The following is a 15109-nucleotide window of genomic DNA, read 5'->3' as shown; positions in this document are numbered from 1 at the left end:
CTTTCGGGGCGTGTGTCTGCCGGATCTGCCCAGGTTGTTTGTGATGACGGGAATCAAAAACGCCCGATGCGGTGCGCCGGGCGTTTCGCTATCGGCGACTTTCGAAGCCGGGACCGCCGCCGTGGCCACCGTCTCCGTGGTTGCCGCCACCGCCGTGGCCACCTCCACCTGGACCGCCGAAGGGCGGGAAGAACGGCCAGCAGCCGGAGAGCAATACTAAGGCGGTGAGCAGAGCGGCTTTGGTCAGCTTGGATAACATCGAGACACCGTGGGACATGGAAAAATCGGTGCGAAGTAGACCCGCCGGGGGCGCCGGTGTCTCGAAGAATTTGGTATCGGCAGGGTAAGTATTGTGTCGGCGCTGATGCATTTCCGGCGATCGATGGACGGCGTTTTGCTGGTGGCACTAAGGAGAAGCCCCGCAGCTGGAGCGCGCGGGGCTTCAAGACGGCAACTCAGGGGGGGGTACGGGCAAGCCGGTCCTTCGGCTGTACTGTGAATGTAGCTTCGACCCGGCGGTTGGGGCGTCAGGCGTCGTAAGCGGTGCTTGGCGCTGGAAGGGTGGTCCGGTAGGGTCGCCCTTTCCTTGGCTCTCGGAAGGGCGGCTGGCCCGCGAAATTGCAGGGCTGCCTGCTATGGTGGCCCTTGGCGTGTGCACGGAGGTGGTGATGGGTGGTCTGCGATCCTGGTTGTTGCTCGGCGTGTTGTGGGTGCCGCTGCCGGCTTTGGCAGAAATGCAGGTGATCTGGCCGCAGGGCTGGGAGGTTTCGCGTTCGCCAGCGGAAGCGGCTGCTGATGCACCGGTGGTTCGTCAGCGTGGCGTGCGCATGGCGGAGGATGGATCCCAGGATCTGGTCATGGAGATCACGCGCAGTCGGCTCGGCGATGCCGCCAAGGTCAGTGTCGAGAATGTCATCGTCGAGATGCGCAAGGCGTTGCAGAAGGACTTCATGCGCCAGGGATTCCAGGCGGCGTGCAGCAAGCCGCTGGATGCGAGGCTGGGTGGGTTGGCGGGGCTGGAAGTGCATTGCGGCATCAGCCAGAACGGCACCGAGGTGCTCAAGCAGACCGTGCAGGTCGCGTTGGGTGATGGGGCGGCGTACTCGCTGACCTATGCGGCGCCATCGGAGCGCTATGCGGCGCTGATGGCGGAGATCGAATCGGTGAAGGCAGGCATCAGTCTGAATTGAGTGCTGCCTTTATAGGGACGGCAGAAAAGCAAAAGCCCCGCTCATGCGGGGCTTTTTTCGTTTTCAGGCTCAGGCAGCGATGGTGGCTTGCACTCGCTGAATCACCGCGCTCAGCGGTACCTCGCCCTGGTATTGCTGAGGGTAGAGGCGTTCGGTGTGCTTGGCGATGCCATGCTCGTTCACCAGGGTGAAGCTGAAGCCGTGCTTGCGCTTGGCCTGGATAACGCAGTTCAGAGGGGCGAAGGCCGCCGAGAGGGTGCGAATCGCCTCCTGGATTTGCAGGGAGGTTTTCATTGTCTTGTCTTTCCAAATAGGTAACGGTCCTATGACCGTCGAAATCGTCAAAAGCTCCGGGTGCGATCTGAGAATGCAGAAAACGTATGACCGGAATATGGCAGCGATTGGAAGCTTGGGGGTCTGTTCGCGTCAGGCTGCGATGTTGGGTGAAAGCAGGGGGTCTGACGTGGGGCGCTGATCGCTCGGGCAAATGTTCCTGGCGCGGTTGGCGTGCTCTGGAATCAATGCGGAGGATGCGCTGGCCGTGGCCCTGTAGAGCCCAGCTTCTGCCCTGGATCAGGTAGGGAGTGCTGGGAGGGGCGACCTTGGGTTTGGTGTTCGCTGTCGGCCAGTATAAGGATTTCTTCTAACGATGGCTAGTTTATATGCAGCCGTCTGTCAGGAGTCGCCGAGCAAAGGATAGATTCCGCGGAGCGGGAGCGCTCCGCGGAACATCAGCATTACTGCAGCCAGGATTCCACGGTGTCGCCACCGTATTGTTGTTTCCAGGCTTTCAGGGTCTTGTGGTTGCCGCCCTTGGTCTCGATGGTCTCGCCGTTGTGCGGGTTCTTGTAAACCTTCAGTTGGCGGGTACGGCGCGGCTGTTGTGCGGCAGCCGGCTCGGTGGAAGTCTGCGGATCGAGAATGTCGATGACATTGCGCAGGTTCATGCCGTACTGGTTCATCAAGGCTTGCAGCTGATCCTTGAACTCCAGTTCTTTCTTCAGGCCGCCATCGCTCTTGAGTTTCTCGAGCAGGGCGAGTTGTTCCTGGAGTTTGCGCTCGGCTTCGCGGAATTCCGCAAGTTTGGACATCTGGGTGCTCCCGTATGCAGGGTGATTTAGTACGGCGCGATTCTGTGTTCTTGTGATTGTTCGCGTCAACTGAATATATGAATTGTTGCGATTGGGAAGCGCGCTTTAAATGTTAAGGGCGCATAAAGGGTTGGTCGATTAATTGATCAATGAGGGATAATGTGCCGGCTAAAGGGTGTGGCGGTATTTTTCGTCGATCAATAGCCCCTGCGAAATCTGTGTGCTTTATTGTGGTGCGTTGCGTGCGAGTGCTGGATGAATAACGAGATAGTGCAATACCGGGTCAATGATTATGAACTGACGTGCCAGGTTGCCGGGCAGGGCGTGCCGCTGCTGCTGGTGCATGGTTCGCTCTGTGACTACCGCTACTGGCAGGGACAAGTCCAGGCGTTGTCTGCCCGTTATCGTGTGGTGGTGCCCAGCCTGCGCCACTATTTTCCCGAGCAGTGGGATGGAGCGGGGCCGGATTTTACAACGCAGCAGCATGTCGATGATCTGTGGGCGTTGCTCGATCAGTTGCCGGGTCCGGTTCATCTGCTGGGGCATTCGCGGGGCGGTAATATCTGTCTGCGCTTGGCACTGGCGGCTCCGCAGAAATTACTCTCGTTGACACTCGCTGATCCCGGCGGGGACTATGCCGATGATGTTTTCGCGGGGGTAAATATCGAGGCGCCAGTATCTCCCGTGGAGCGCAATCAGTTTCGTCAGCAGGCGCTGGAGATGATTCGAGCGGGGGCGGTGGAAGAGGGGCTGCAACTCTTTGTCGATACTGTCAGTGGTGCAGGAGTCTGGTCGCGGTCTTCCCGGCAATTCCGCGAAATGGCGACAGCTAATGCCATGACATTGGTTGGGCAGGTCGCTGATCATCCCGTGCCTATAAGGCATGAGCAGATCTTGCAGTTGCAGTTGCCGGTATTGCTGATCGGCGGGGCAAAAAGTCCGGAGCCGTTTCCGCGAATCATCCAGGCATTGCAATCGACGCTTGTGGATGCGCGCTCGGTGACGATTCCCGGTGCGTCCCACGGCATGAATGTGATCCGCCCGGCGTCCTTCAATCGCAGCGTGCTGGAGTTTGTCGACCAGTACTGAGCGAAGTCAGGCTTGCCGCTCGTCAGCTTCCCAAACATGCAGTAACATCCCACGCCTTGCCCGCTATCGTTTGCGGACAGGTTTTCGATTTCTTCCAGTGATCTACGTCCGCGCGCGTAAGCGCAGGGTGCCGACAAGGCGCCTGCCACTGTGAGGCAGGCTTACCCAGCGGGCGACGCTTACTGGCACATCCCAACCCATGTGGCCTTTCGTAGGGGTCACCACTAGGAGAGGAGGCGCCATGCCCATCATTACTCTTCCCGACGGTAGTCAGCGTTCATTCGATCATCCGGTCAGCGTGGCCGAGGTGGCGCAATCCATTGGCGCGGGCTTGGCAAAAGCCACCCTGGCCGGCAAGGTCAATGGCCGCCTGGTCGATGCCTGCGACATCATCGACAGCGACGCGACCCTGCAGATCATTACCCCGAAGGACGAGGACGGGCTGGAGATCATCCGCCACTCCTGCGCTCACCTGGTGGGCCATGCGGTCAAGCAGCTGTACCCGACCGCCAAGATGGTCATCGGCCCGGTGATCGACGAAGGCTTCTATTACGACATCGCCTTCGAGCGCCCCTTCACTCCGGACGACATGGCCGCGATCGAAAAGCGCATGGCCGAGCTGATCGAGAAGGACTACGACGTCATCAAGAAGATGACGCCGCGTGCCGAAGTCATCGAGACCTTCAAGGCTCGTGGTGAGGAGTACAAGCTGCGCCTCATCGACGACATGCCGGACGAGAAGGCCATGGGCCTGTACTTCCATGAGGAGTACGTGGACATGTGCCGCGGCCCGCACGTGCCGAACACTCGTTTCCTGAAGGCCTTCAAGCTGACCAAGATTTCCGGTGCCTACTGGCGCGGCGACTCGAAGAACGAGCAGCTGCAGCGCGTCTACGGCACCGCCTGGGCGGACAAGAAGCAGCTGGCTGCCTACATCCAGCGCATCGAGGAAGCCGAGAAACGCGATCACCGCCGCATCGGCAAGCAGCTTGACCTCTTCCACCTCCAGGAAGAAGCGCCGGGCATGGTCTTCTGGCACCCGAACGGCTGGACCGTTTACCAGGTGCTCGAGCAGTACATGCGCAAGGTGCAGCGCGACCACGGTTATGTGGAAGTCCGCACCCCGCAGGTTGTCGATCGCATCCTCTGGGAGCGCTCCGGCCACTGGACCAACTACGCCGAGAACATGTTCACCACTTCGTCGGAAAGCCGTGACTTCGCGGTCAAGCCGATGAACTGCCCATGTCATGTGCAGATCTTCAATCAGGGCCTGAAATCCTACCGTGACCTGCCGCTGCGCCTCGCCGAGTTCGGCGCCTGCCACCGCAACGAGCCGTCCGGCGCGCTGCACGGCATCATGCGCGTGCGTGGCTTCACCCAGGACGACGCCCACATCTTCTGCACCGAAGAGCAGGTGAAGAAGGAAGCGGCCGACTTCATCAAGCTGACCCTGCAGGTCTATTCGGACTTCGGTTTCAGCGATGTCTCCATGAAGCTGTCCACTCGTCCGGCCAAACGCGTCGGTTCCGAAGAGCTGTGGGATCGCGCTGAAAGCGCGCTGGCCGACGCTTTGAACGAATCCGGCCTGGAGTGGGAATACCAGCCGGGCGAGGGCGCCTTCTACGGTCCGAAGATCGAGTTCACCCTGAAGGATTGCCTCGGCCGTAACTGGCAGTGCGGCACCCTGCAGTACGACCCGAACTTGCCGGAGCGTCTGGATGCCAGCTATATCGCCGAAGATAACAGCCGTACCCGCCCGGTCATGCTGCACCGCGCGATTCTCGGCTCCTTCGAGCGCTTCATCGGCATGCTCATCGAGCACTACGCCGGCCTGTTCCCGGCCTGGCTCGCACCGACCCAGGCTGTAGTGATGAATATCACTGACAAGCAGGGCGAATGGGCTGAAGAAGTGGTGCGTCAGCTCGAGCAAAGCGGATTCCGTGCCAAGTCTGACTTGAGAAACGAGAAAATTGGCTTTAAAATCCGCGAGCATACTTTGCTCAAGGTTCCCTATCTGCTGGTCATCGGTGATAGGGAAGTTGAATCGCAGGCCGTCGCCGTACGTACGCGCGAAGGGGCAGACCTCGGCTCGATGCCGGTCGCCCAGTTCGCTGAGCTGCTTGCTCAGGCGGTTTCCCGGCGTGGTCGCCAAGACTCGGAGTAATCATTATTAAGCGTGAAATGAGACAGGATAAGCGGGCTCTCCCGAAACCGCCGATCAACGAGAACATCACCGCCCGTGAGGTTCGTCTGATTGGTGCTGACGGTCAGCAGATCGGTGTGGTCTCCCTCGATGAGGCTCTCCGTCTGGCTGACGAGGCCAAGCTGGACCTGGTGGAAATTTCTGCTGATGCGGTGCCCCCTGTCTGCCGCATCATGGACTACGGCAAGCACCTCTTCGAGAAGAAGAAGCAAGCCGCTGCTGCGAAGAAGAACCAGCACCAGCAACAGATCAAAGAAATCAAGTTTCGTCCAGGGACGGAAGAAGGGGATTACCAGGTAAAACTACGCAACCTGGTACGTTTCCTTAATGAAGGGGACAAGGCCAAGGTATCGCTTCGATTCCGTGGTCGTGAGATGGCCCACCAGGAGCTGGGCATGGAGCTGTTGAAGCGGGTCGAAACCGACCTCGCCGAAGTCGGCACCGTGGAACAGCATCCTAAGCTGGAAGGACGCCAGCTGATGATGGTCATCGCTCCCAAGAAGCGTAAATAACCTCCCGGGCACTGGCAGGCCTGATGGTTATCAGTTGTTAACGAATGCGGAGTACTAAACATGCCAAAGATGAAAACCAAGAGTGGCGCCAAAAAGCGCTTTAAAGTGACTGCTGGTGGTATCAAGCACAAGCACGCTTTCAAGAGCCACATCCTGACCAAAATGACCACCAAGCGTAAGCGTCAGCTGCGCGGCACTTCGATGCTCGCTGCTTCCGACGTTCGCCGTGTAGCGCGCTCCCTGCGTCTGCGTTGATTTCTGGTAGAGGATAAATAAATGGCTCGTGTTAAGCGTGGCGTGATTGCCCGTCGTCGTCACAAAAAGATTCTGAAGCTCGCAAAAGGCTACTACGGCGCGCGTTCGCGTGTGTTCCGTGTTGCCAAGCAGGCGGTCATCAAAGCAGGCCAATACGCCTACCGTGACCGTCGTCAGCGCAAGCGTCAGTTCCGCGCTCTGTGGATCGCTCGTATCAACGCTGGTGCTCGTCTGAACGGTCTGTCCTACAGCCGTCTGATCGCTGGTCTGAAAAAAGCGGCCATCGAGATCGACCGTAAGGTCCTGGCCGATCTGGCTGTGAACGAAAAAGCGGCGTTTACCGCAATTGTCGAGAAAGCGAAAGCCAGCCTGGCTTAAGCCCCGCGACAGTTACCGGATCTTGGTCCGGACGTAACGTCACCGATAGGGGAAGAGCCTTACCGCTCTTCCCCTATTTTGTATCTGGAGTTGGTACATGGAAAACCTGGACGCGCTGGTCTCGCAGGCCCTGGACGCCGTGCGGAACACCGAAGACGTCAACGCCCTGGAGCAGATCCGGGTTCACTACCTCGGCAAGAAAGGCGAGCTGACCCAGGTCATGAAGACCCTGGGCGACCTGCCGGCCGAAGAGCGCCCCAAGGTCGGTGCGCTGATCAACGTCGCCAAGGAAAAGGTTCAGGATGTGCTGAACGCCCGCAAGGCCGAGCTGGAGGGCGCCGCCCTCGCCGCCAAGCTGGCAGCCGAGCGCATCGACGTGACTCTCCCGGGCCGTGGCCAGTCCTCCGGCGGCCTGCACCCGGTCACCCGCACCAAAGAGCGCATCGAGCAGTGCTTCACCCGCATCGGCTATGAAGTGGCCGAGGGTCCGGAAGTCGAAGACGATTACCACAACTTCGAAGCGCTCAACATTCCGGGCCACCACCCGGCTCGTGCCATGCACGACACCTTCTACTTCAATGCGAACATGCTGCTGCGCACCCATACCTCGCCGGTACAGGTCCGCACCATGGAAAACCAGAAGCCGCCGATTCGCATTGTCTGCCCGGGCCGCGTCTACCGCTGCGACTCCGACCTGACCCACTCGCCCATGTTCCACCAGGTCGAAGGTCTGCTGGTCGATGAAGACGTCAGCTTCGCCGACCTCAAGGGCACCATCGAGGAATTCCTCCGCGCCTTCTTCGAGAAGGAATTCTCAGTCCGCTTCCGTCCGTCCTTCTTCCCCTTCACCGAGCCTTCGGCGGAAGTCGACATCCAGTGCGTGCTCTGCAGCGGCAAGGGTTGCCGCGTCTGCAAGCAGACCGGCTGGTTGGAAGTCATGGGTTGCGGCATGGTCCACCCCGACGTGCTGCGCATGTCCGGCATCGACCCCGAGAAATACCAGGGCTTCGCCTTCGGCATGGGGATCGAGCGCCTGGCCATGCTGCGCTATGGCGTGAACGACTTGCGCCTGTTCTTCGACAACGATCTGCGGTTCCTCGGCCAGTTCCGCTAGCCCGCACGACCGTCAACGCATTTAGGAGAGCAGGATGAAATTCAGTGAACAGTGGCTGCGGAGCTGGGTAAATCCGCAGGTATCCCGTGACGAGCTGGTCGCTCGTCTGTCCATGGCCGGCCTCGAGGTCGACGCCGTGATCCCCGTCGCCGGCCAGTTCAGCGGTGTGGTCGTAGGCGAAGTGCTGTCGACCGAACAGCATCCGGACGCCGACAAGTTGCGCGTCTGCCAGGTCAGCAACGGTTCGGAGACCTTCCAGGTCGTCTGCGGCGCGCCCAACGTGCGCCCGGGACTGAAGATCCCCTTCGCCATGATCGGCGCCGAACTGCCGGGCGACTTCAAGATCAAGAAAGCCAAGCTGCGCGGCGTTGAATCCAACGGCATGCTCTGCTCGGCCAAAGAGCTGGAAATCAGCGAAGAGAACGCCGGCCTGATGGAGCTCGCCGCAGACGCGCCGGTGGGCGCCAACGTCCGCGACTACCTCGAACTGGACGACGCCTCCATCGAGATCGGCCTGACCCCGAACCGCGGTGACTGCCTGTCGCTGACCGGTCTCGCCCGCGAAGTCGGCGCGCTGTACAGCGCCGAGGTCAAGCCGGTGGTGGTCAACGCCGTTGCTCCGCATATCGACGAAGTACGCAGCATCGAACTGCTGGCGCCCAAGGCTTGCCCGCGCTACCTCGGCCGCGTCATCCGCAACGTCGACCTGAGCAAGCCGTCCCCCCTGTGGATGGTCGAACGCCTGCGCCGTTCCGACATCCGTAGCATCGATGCCGCCGTCGACATCACCAACTACGTGATGATCGAGCTGGGCCAGCCGATGCACGCCTTCGACCTCGACGAGATCAAGGGCGGCATTCGCGTGCGCATGGCGGAGGAGGGCGAGAAGCTCGTCCTGCTCGACGGCCACGAAGTCACCCTGCGTGCCGACACCCTGGTGATCGCCGACCATGAACGCGCCCTGGCCATTGCTGGCGTAATGGGTGGCGAGCACAGCGGCGTCAGCGCCAAGACCCGCGACCTGTTCCTCGAAAGCGCCTTCTTCGACAACATCGCCGTCGCCGGCAAGGCCCGCTCCTATGGCCTGCACACCGATGCCTCGCACCGCTTCGAGCGCGGCGTGGACTCGCAACTGGCCCGCCGCGCCATGGAGCGCGCCACCGAGCTGCTGCTGCAGATCGTCGGCGGCGAAGCCGGCCCGATCATCGAGCAAGCCAGCGAAGCCGACCTGCCGAAGGTTGCGCCGGTCACCCTGCGTGCCGAGCGCGTCACTCAGATGCTGGGCATGACCCTGGAAAACGCCGAGATCGAGCGCCTGCTCACTGCGCTGGAATTCGACGTCCAGAAAGCCGGTGCCGATGCCTGGACCGTGGGTGTGCCGAGCCATCGCTTCGACGTCTCCATCGAAGTCGACCTGATCGAAGAACTTGGTCGCCTGTACGGCTACAACCGCCTGCCGGTTCGTTACCCGCAGGCTCGCCTGGCGCCGAACACCAAGTCCGAGTCCCAGGCCGAGCTGCCGGCGCTGCGCCGCCTGCTGGTCGCCCGCGACTACCAGGAAGCCATCACCTACAGCTTCATCGATCCCAAGCTGTTCCAGCTGTTCCATCCTGGCGTCGAGCCGCTGATGCTGGCCAACCCGATCTCCGCCGACATGGCCGCCATGCGCGCCTCGCTCTGGCCGGGTCTGGTGAAGTCCCTGCAGCACAACCTCAACCGCCAGCAGACCCGCGTGCGCCTGTTCGAAAGCGGCCTGCGCTTCGTTGGTCAGCTGGAAGGGCTGGTGCAGGAAAACATGCTCGCCGGTGTCGTCTGCGGTGCTCGTCAGCCGGAAGGCTGGGCCAACGGCCGCGAGAGCGTCGACTTCTTCGATGTCAAAGCCGACGTCGAAGCGCTGCTGGGTAATGCCGGCGCCCTCGAAGCCTTCACCTTCTCTCCGGCAGAGCACCCGGCGCTGCATCCGGGCCAGACCGCCAAGATCGAGCGCGACGGCGTGCTGGTCGGCTACCTGGGCGCCCTGCACCCGGAGCTGGCCAAGGCGCTGGACCTGGATCGCCCGGTCTACGTCTTCGAGCTGGTACTGGCCGAAGTCGCCAAGGGTCGCCTGCCGAAATTCAGCGAACTGTCGCGCTTCCCCGAAGTGCGCCGTGACCTCGCGCTGATCGTCGATCTGGATACCCCGGCCGAATTCGTCCTGGCAAATATCCGTGAAACGGCGGGCGAATGGCTGACGGACCTCAGGCTCTTTGACGTCTACCACGGTAAAGGCATTGATCCGCTTAGAAAAAGCTTGGCCGTTGGCTTGACCTGGCAGCATCCATCACGCACTCTTAATGATGACGAGGTGAACGCGACTACGCAGAATATCGTCGCCTCGCTGGAACAAAGGTTCAACGCCACGTTAAGGAAGTAGCGTATGGGGGCTCTGACGAAAGCTGAAATTGCTGAACGTCTGTACGAAGAGCTGGGCCTGAATAAGCGGGAAGCCAAGGAACTGGTGGAGCTCTTCTTCGAAGAGATCCGCCAGGCGCTGGAGCACAACGAACAGGTGAAGTTGTCGGGTTTCGGCAACTTCGATCTGCGCGACAAGCGCCAGCGTCCCGGACGCAACCCGAAGACGGGAGAGGAAATCCCGATCACAGCCCGGCGCGTCGTCACCTTTCGTCCAGGGCAGAAACTGAAGGCCAGGGTTGAAGCTTATGCTGGAACCAAGTCATAACGACGAGTTGCCCCCTATCCCGGGCAAGCGCTATTTCACCATTGGTGAAGTCAGCGACCTCTGCGCGGTGAAGCCGCACGTACTGCGGTACTGGGAACAGGAGTTCCCGCAACTCAACCCTGTCAAGCGAAGGGGCAACCGGCGCTATTACCAGCGCCAGGACGTGCTCATGATTCGCCAGATCCGCGCGCTGCTCTACGACCAGGGCTTCACTATCGGTGGCGCCCGTCAGCGCCTCACCGGCGACGAAGCCCGCGAGGACGCCACCCAGTACAAGCAACTGATCCGGCAGATGATCGCCGAATTGGAAGATGTGCTGCATGTGTTGCGCAAGTAACTGAAAAAAATGAAAAAAGCACTTCTCCAAAGCAAATGCTTGGGGTATAGTGCGATCCGCTTCTGAGGGAACTCGGATGCAATGTCGGGGCGTAGCGCAGCCTGGTAGCGCACTTGCATGGGGTGCAAGGGGTCGAGTGTTCGAATCACTCCGTCCCGACCAAAAATCCCTAGAAAATCCAGTCACTTAACGGTGACTGGATTTTTTTATGTCTGATGGTTTTTGAGCGCTGCTGAATTTTGCCCCACTTTTTGCCCCACCGCTAAAAATGGAACACTGGAAAGGGGGATAGCTCGGCTTGCCGAGGAGATGCCTGGATGATTAATCACACAAGACAGGAGGCGCCTAGCAGGACTACACCGTGCTAGCGCTTCACTGGTAGCCTGTGGCCATTATTTAGGCAGACTCATCTTCATCCTCACTCTGGTAACCGTAATGGCCGTTGAAGCAGGGAAGTACGCAGACGTCTATCGCAGCTGGCATCAGCATCTGTTTAATTTCAATCTGGCTGTCCGGGAAACCCAGACGCCGGGCTTGCGCAAGCCGCAACTGGCGGCTCTTTATGCCGCCCTGGGGCACCTGGTGATGGCGCCGGCCACGACCGCAACGATCGTGATGCCGACCGGGACCGGAAAAACCGACACCATGCTCGGGCTGCTGATCGCCGGGCGGCTGGCCAGAACCTTAGTGTTAGTGCCCTCCGACCCGTTGCGTTCCCAGCTGGTCGAGAAATGTACTGAGTTGAAGAAGCTGCGGGAGATTGGTGCAGTTTCGGCCACCGCACTCAACCCGGTAGTGCAGGCGATCGGTTCGGGCCTGTCAGCTGATGAGGTTCAGCAGTTGGTCGAGGCCAACGTGATCGTCGCCACGCCGCAAGCGCTGCAGCGCTTCGACCAGCCCGCCTTGGAGGCCTTGGCCGCGCTCTGCAGCCACCTAATCATCGATGAAGCGCACCATGTGGCCGCGCTGACTTGGAACAGGGTAAAGACTGCGTTCAAGGACAAGCCCTGCCTGCAGTTCACGGCTACGCCTTTCCGAGAGGATAACCAGCCGCTGGACGGTAAGATCATCTACAACTACCCGTTGAAGGACGCACAGAGCGATGGCTACTTCAAGTCGATCGAATTCCATCCGGTGCGCGAGTACAACCTGGAACTGGCTGACCAGGCGGTGGCTGACAAGGCGGTAGCGCTGTTACGAGACGACCGCGCGCGTGGGTTTAACCACCTGCTGATGGTGCGGGCGCGGTCACAGAAGCGTGCCGCCGAATTGTTTGAGTTGTACAAGCAGCACGAGGATCTTTCGCCCATCCTCATCCACAGCAAAGTACCTAATCGGGCCAAACTACTGGGTGAGATTGTCGAGAAGAAATACAAGATCATCGTCTGTGTGGACATGCTGGGGGAAGGCTTCGACTTACCGGAGCTTAAGATTGCGGCCATCCACGACCAGCACCGCAGTCCCGCCGTCACCTTGCAGTTTATCGGTCGCCTGACGCGAGTCGATGATACGCTCGGTGACGCCAAGTTCGTCTCGAACATCGCCAACCAGAAAGTCGACTACCAGATGGCGGTGTTGTACAAGGAAAGCGCTGACTGGAGTGCGGTGATCCGCGACGTCAGCCAGGACAAGATCGCCCGCGAGATCGAGAAGGAGACGTTCACCGAACAGTTTCCGGATGATGCCGACGCCGAGGACATTTTCGGGTTGAACCCCAACCCCAAGATCAGTGCGATCGCCTACCACGTGGAGCTTGAGCACTGGCGACCCGAGAAGGCCCAGCACTTCTCGCACAAGAAAGAACCGCTGCAGCTTCTGTCCATCAACGACGAGGCCGACACCATCATTATGGTGACACGGCGCGAAACGCCCGTCGGCTGGGCGCAAACGTCGGCGATCGTGGACACCAACTGGATCCTCTACCTGGCGTACTACCATACGCCTGACAAGACGCTGTTCGTTCACTCTTCAGGGGATGAATCGCAAACCAACCGATTCCTGAACCTGATCGCTAAGGATGCCCGGCGCATCAGCGGCGAGCCGACGTTCCGCACCCTGCACGGCATCAAACTCATGAAACTGCAGAACGTGGGCCTGTCTCGTATGCGCAAGGATCTGCGCTTTACCATGCATGTCGGGCGCGACATCAATACCGTCATAAGTGAAATCGAGAACGGCACTGCGAGAAAGTCCAACATCTTTGCAACCGGCTACGAGGATGGTCAGCGCACCACCGTTGGCTGTTCGCACAAGGGCAAGATCTGGGAGATGAACTCTTCCAGCATCAACGACTGGATCGAGTGGTGCAAGCGCGCCTCGCAGAAGCTCAACGACGCGACGATCAATCCATCTGAAGTCCTCAAGGATGTGCTTCGCTCTGAAAAGATCGAGGCGGCGTGGCCTGCGGGACTTTTCTATGCCGATTGGCCTGCGTCCATCCTGATCGAAAATGAGCAGAAGATCTCGCTGGCGTACCTGGCTGAGGTGTTCAACCTGCTGGATGTCGAACTGGGCAAGCCCCGGCGAATCAATGCGCTTACGCTGGAAGTGCCTATCAGCGCAACGGCAATTGATGGCGCGGAGCGCCAACTGCCTGACATCACGATCCGGCTGCTGGATGACGGCTACAAATTTTCCTGCCCGGGAGTCAAGATCGTATTTGCAGAAGAGAGTTCGTTCGAGCAGTACCTGGATACCAACCCGTTGGTGCTGTTGGCCGTCGACGGTTCGATGGTCGAAGGCAATTACCGCTACTACTCCCCCAACAGTTTGGACCTGAAGCTGCCAGTCGCCCTGATTGAGCCGTGGGACTGGGGCACGACCCAGATCCACTGTGAGTCGATGAGGGCTGACCGCAACCTAGACACCGTTCAGGGGTTCACCTATCGCCGAATCGAGAACGACTACTCGTTCATTTTCAATGATGATGGCGCCGGCGAGATCGCCGACCTAGTGGCGATAAAGGACAGCAAGGATGCCATCTTTGTCGACCTGTACCACTGCAAGTACTGCCCTCAGCAAGATGGCGAGGCGCGGCCGGGTGCACGTGTCTCCGATGTCTACGAGGTCTGTGGTCAGGCATCACGCTCGGTGAAGTGGTTGCACACGGAAGAAAAGTTCTTCAACCGGTTGTTGCAGCGCTATCAGCAGTCGTTGCCCAAAGGCTTCGACAGGATCCTTAAGGGTGAGCCCTTGGATTTGGAACTGCTGCGCAACAAGTGCCACGACCATGAAATGGTGTTCCGCTTTGTGATCGTCCAACCCGGTATTTCGGCCGGCAAGGTTTCCGCTGATCAGCTGGCGGTGCTTGGCACCAGTTACTCGTACATCAAGAGCGTTTCCGGCTCGGATGTGAGAGTCATTACCAGCATTTAGATTAAGTTTGCTACCGTCTGGCGGCGGAGAACTTTCACCCCAATCGCCATTTGAGGAGTCAGGGACGACTATGAGCTTAAACTTGGATACGAGTCGTCCCTGATCGGCAGATATTGGCCGAGAGCTGCCTGTCACCAGCGTCTGCTCCCGGCCAAAAGCGGGCGCTCATACTGTCATTGCACAACCCACGACATCATGGCTCTATAAGGCAATTTCATTGCAGTCCCCCCCCCGTGGCTACTCGCAGTCCCGAAGCAGTGACCGACGTTGAATTGCGGGACTTTCTCTACCACCTGTCATGAGGCTCCCTTGGAATGAACCGATCAGAGCGCCGTAGGTATGACAAAGAGTTTTCCAAGATCCTGAAGAAGGATGGAGACAATTGTGGAGTGTGCCGCAAGCCGCTTCAGCACAACTCTCGTACCTTCGGAGGTGTTCTGCCCGGTGGGCAAGTGGTCCTGACCAGTGAGTGCTGCTATCGCCAGCTTGAAGTCGTCATGGGGTCCGGGGTTTTCATTTCCCAAAACGCTGATGCCGTCAGGGATGTGCTCAACCAGGCGAAAGGGATAGCTGGTGGGCAGCCGGCCTCTGACCCCTTTGAGGCCTCGAAGCGCCTTCAATCGGGGATTGAAAACCTGGATAAGCTCGTTGGGCAAGCTAAGGAGCGGGCTGGTATTTCAGGGCCTATTCAAAATGTCTCGTTGGTAGACACACCATGGTGGTCTGTCCCGGAACTGGTGGACAGGTAGTTAAGAGCTACTGCTCGCATAGCGCCGCTCAAACTCCATCGGACTGAGATAGCCCAGCGTCGAATGGCGGCGACGGTGATTGTAAAAGCGGATGTAG

General features: G+C 59.5%; 15 protein-coding genes and 1 tRNA gene. 13 read left to right on the top strand and 3 right to left on the bottom strand.

The window, feature by feature from the left end; all coding sequences use genetic code 11:
• The first annotated feature begins 43 nt into the window (after positions 1-43).
• Both IB256_RS21200 and IB256_RS21195 read left to right on the top strand, forming a co-directional pair.
• Entirely contained in the window at positions 44-220 is a 177-nt protein-coding gene (locus tag IB256_RS21200; RefSeq protein WP_192289066.1) for a hypothetical protein, read from the top strand.
• Positions 221-668: 448 nt separating this feature from the next.
• Entirely contained in the window at positions 669-1190 is a 522-nt protein-coding gene (locus IB256_RS21195) for a DUF4946 domain-containing protein (RefSeq protein WP_192290607.1), read from the top strand.
• A 69-nt stretch (positions 1191-1259) separates the two neighbouring features.
• Here IB256_RS21195 and IB256_RS21190 read toward each other — a convergent pair whose 3' ends face one another.
• On the bottom strand, positions 1260-1484 hold the full coding sequence (locus IB256_RS21190) for a hypothetical protein (RefSeq protein WP_138212887.1): 225 nt from the start codon (positions 1482-1484) through the stop codon (positions 1260-1262).
• Between the two features lie 443 nt (positions 1485-1927).
• Positions 1928-2281: a histone-like nucleoid-structuring protein, MvaT/MvaU family gene (locus tag IB256_RS21185; protein ID WP_192289064.1), complete on the bottom strand. Its 354-nt coding sequence runs from the start codon at positions 2279-2281 to the stop codon at positions 1928-1930.
• Positions 2282-2536: 255 nt separating this feature from the next.
• Here IB256_RS21185 and IB256_RS21180 point away from each other — a divergent pair, with 255 nt between their 5' ends.
• From IB256_RS21180 to IB256_RS21130, 11 genes are all read left to right on the top strand, one after another.
• Positions 2537-3370, top strand: a complete 834-nt coding sequence (locus IB256_RS21180; protein ID WP_192403998.1) for an alpha/beta fold hydrolase — start codon at positions 2537-2539, stop codon at positions 3368-3370.
• Positions 3371-3611: 241 nt separating this feature from the next.
• Entirely contained in the window at positions 3612-5534 is a 1923-nt protein-coding gene (gene thrS / locus IB256_RS21175; RefSeq protein ID WP_192289060.1) for a threonine--tRNA ligase, read from the top strand.
• On the top strand, positions 5534-6085 hold the full coding sequence (infC, locus tag IB256_RS21170; protein WP_192290605.1) for a translation initiation factor IF-3: 552 nt from the start codon (positions 5534-5536) through the stop codon (positions 6083-6085). The genes thrS and infC overlap by 1 nt, the downstream gene beginning before the upstream one ends.
• A 60-nt stretch (positions 6086-6145) precedes the next feature.
• The gene (gene rpmI / locus IB256_RS21165) at positions 6146-6340 is read left to right on the top strand and encodes a 50S ribosomal protein L35 (protein ID WP_017516491.1); all 195 of its coding nucleotides are present in this window, start codon (positions 6146-6148) and stop codon (positions 6338-6340) included.
• Between the two features lie 21 nt (positions 6341-6361).
• Positions 6362-6718 carry a 50S ribosomal protein L20 gene (gene rplT / locus IB256_RS21160; RefSeq protein WP_045217787.1) on the top strand — a complete coding sequence of 119 codons (357 nt, stop codon included), beginning with the start codon at positions 6362-6364 and terminating at the stop codon, positions 6716-6718.
• 97 nt (positions 6719-6815) lie between these two features.
• Positions 6816-7832: a phenylalanine--tRNA ligase subunit alpha gene (gene pheS / locus IB256_RS21155; RefSeq protein ID WP_024763164.1), complete on the top strand. Its 1017-nt coding sequence runs from the start codon at positions 6816-6818 to the stop codon at positions 7830-7832.
• 34 nt (positions 7833-7866) lie between these two features.
• The gene (gene pheT, locus IB256_RS21150; RefSeq protein WP_192403996.1) at positions 7867-10245 is read left to right on the top strand and encodes a phenylalanine--tRNA ligase subunit beta; all 2379 of its coding nucleotides are present in this window, start codon (positions 7867-7869) and stop codon (positions 10243-10245) included.
• Positions 10246-10248: 3 nt separating this feature from the next.
• Positions 10249-10551, top strand: a complete 303-nt coding sequence (gene ihfA, locus IB256_RS21145) for an integration host factor subunit alpha (RefSeq protein ID WP_003090661.1) — start codon at positions 10249-10251, stop codon at positions 10549-10551.
• The gene (locus IB256_RS21140) at positions 10532-10888 is read left to right on the top strand and encodes a MerR family transcriptional regulator (RefSeq protein WP_015476661.1); all 357 of its coding nucleotides are present in this window, start codon (positions 10532-10534) and stop codon (positions 10886-10888) included. Before ihfA ends, IB256_RS21140 begins: the two co-directional genes overlap by 20 nt.
• A gap of 85 nt (positions 10889-10973) precedes the next feature.
• A tRNA-Pro gene (locus IB256_RS21135) sits at positions 10974-11050 on the top strand.
• A gap of 273 nt (positions 11051-11323) precedes the next feature.
• Positions 11324-14263 (top strand): DEAD/DEAH box helicase, encoded by a 2940-nt coding sequence (locus IB256_RS21130; RefSeq protein ID WP_192403994.1) that lies wholly within the window; start codon positions 11324-11326, stop codon positions 14261-14263.
• Between the two features lie 749 nt (positions 14264-15012).
• Here IB256_RS21130 and IB256_RS21125 read toward each other — a convergent pair.
• Positions 15013-15109: IS3 family transposase (locus IB256_RS21125; RefSeq protein WP_192403981.1), on the bottom strand; the 97-nt coding region annotated here is incomplete at its 5' end.

The sequence above is a fragment of the Pseudomonas sp. PDM17 genome (genome assembly GCF_014851985.1).
Taxonomy (GTDB): Bacteria; Pseudomonadota; Gammaproteobacteria; order Pseudomonadales; family Pseudomonadaceae; genus Pseudomonas.
The sequence above is the reverse complement of the archived record's forward strand: the minus strand, read 5'-3'. Positions and strand labels throughout refer to the sequence as shown.

Coding starts and splice junctions, on each gene's coding strand:
- thrS (WP_192289060.1), top strand. CDS start 3,612: ATGCCCATCATTACTCTTCCCGACGGTAGTCAGCGTTCATTCGATCAT.
- rpmI (WP_017516491.1), top strand. CDS start 6,146: ATGCCAAAGATGAAAACCAAGAGTGGCGCCAAAAAGCGCTTTAAAGTG.
- IB256_RS21180 (WP_192403998.1), top strand. CDS start 2,537: ATGAATAACGAGATAGTGCAATACCGGGTCAATGATTATGAACTGACG.
- IB256_RS21130 (WP_192403994.1), top strand. CDS start 11,324: ATGGCCGTTGAAGCAGGGAAGTACGCAGACGTCTATCGCAGCTGGCAT.
- IB256_RS21140 (WP_015476661.1), top strand. CDS start 10,532: ATGCTGGAACCAAGTCATAACGACGAGTTGCCCCCTATCCCGGGCAAG.
- pheT (WP_192403996.1), top strand. CDS start 7,867: ATGAAATTCAGTGAACAGTGGCTGCGGAGCTGGGTAAATCCGCAGGTA.
- rplT (WP_045217787.1), top strand. CDS start 6,362: ATGGCTCGTGTTAAGCGTGGCGTGATTGCCCGTCGTCGTCACAAAAAG.
- IB256_RS21200 (WP_192289066.1), top strand. CDS start 44: ATGACGGGAATCAAAAACGCCCGATGCGGTGCGCCGGGCGTTTCGCTA.
- IB256_RS21195 (WP_192290607.1), top strand. CDS start 669: ATGGGTGGTCTGCGATCCTGGTTGTTGCTCGGCGTGTTGTGGGTGCCG.
- IB256_RS21185 (WP_192289064.1), bottom strand. CDS start 2,281: ATGTCCAAACTTGCGGAATTCCGCGAAGCCGAGCGCAAACTCCAGGAA.
- ihfA (WP_003090661.1), top strand. CDS start 10,249: ATGGGGGCTCTGACGAAAGCTGAAATTGCTGAACGTCTGTACGAAGAG.
- pheS (WP_024763164.1), top strand. CDS start 6,816: ATGGAAAACCTGGACGCGCTGGTCTCGCAGGCCCTGGACGCCGTGCGG.
- IB256_RS21190 (WP_138212887.1), bottom strand. CDS start 1,484: ATGAAAACCTCCCTGCAAATCCAGGAGGCGATTCGCACCCTCTCGGCG.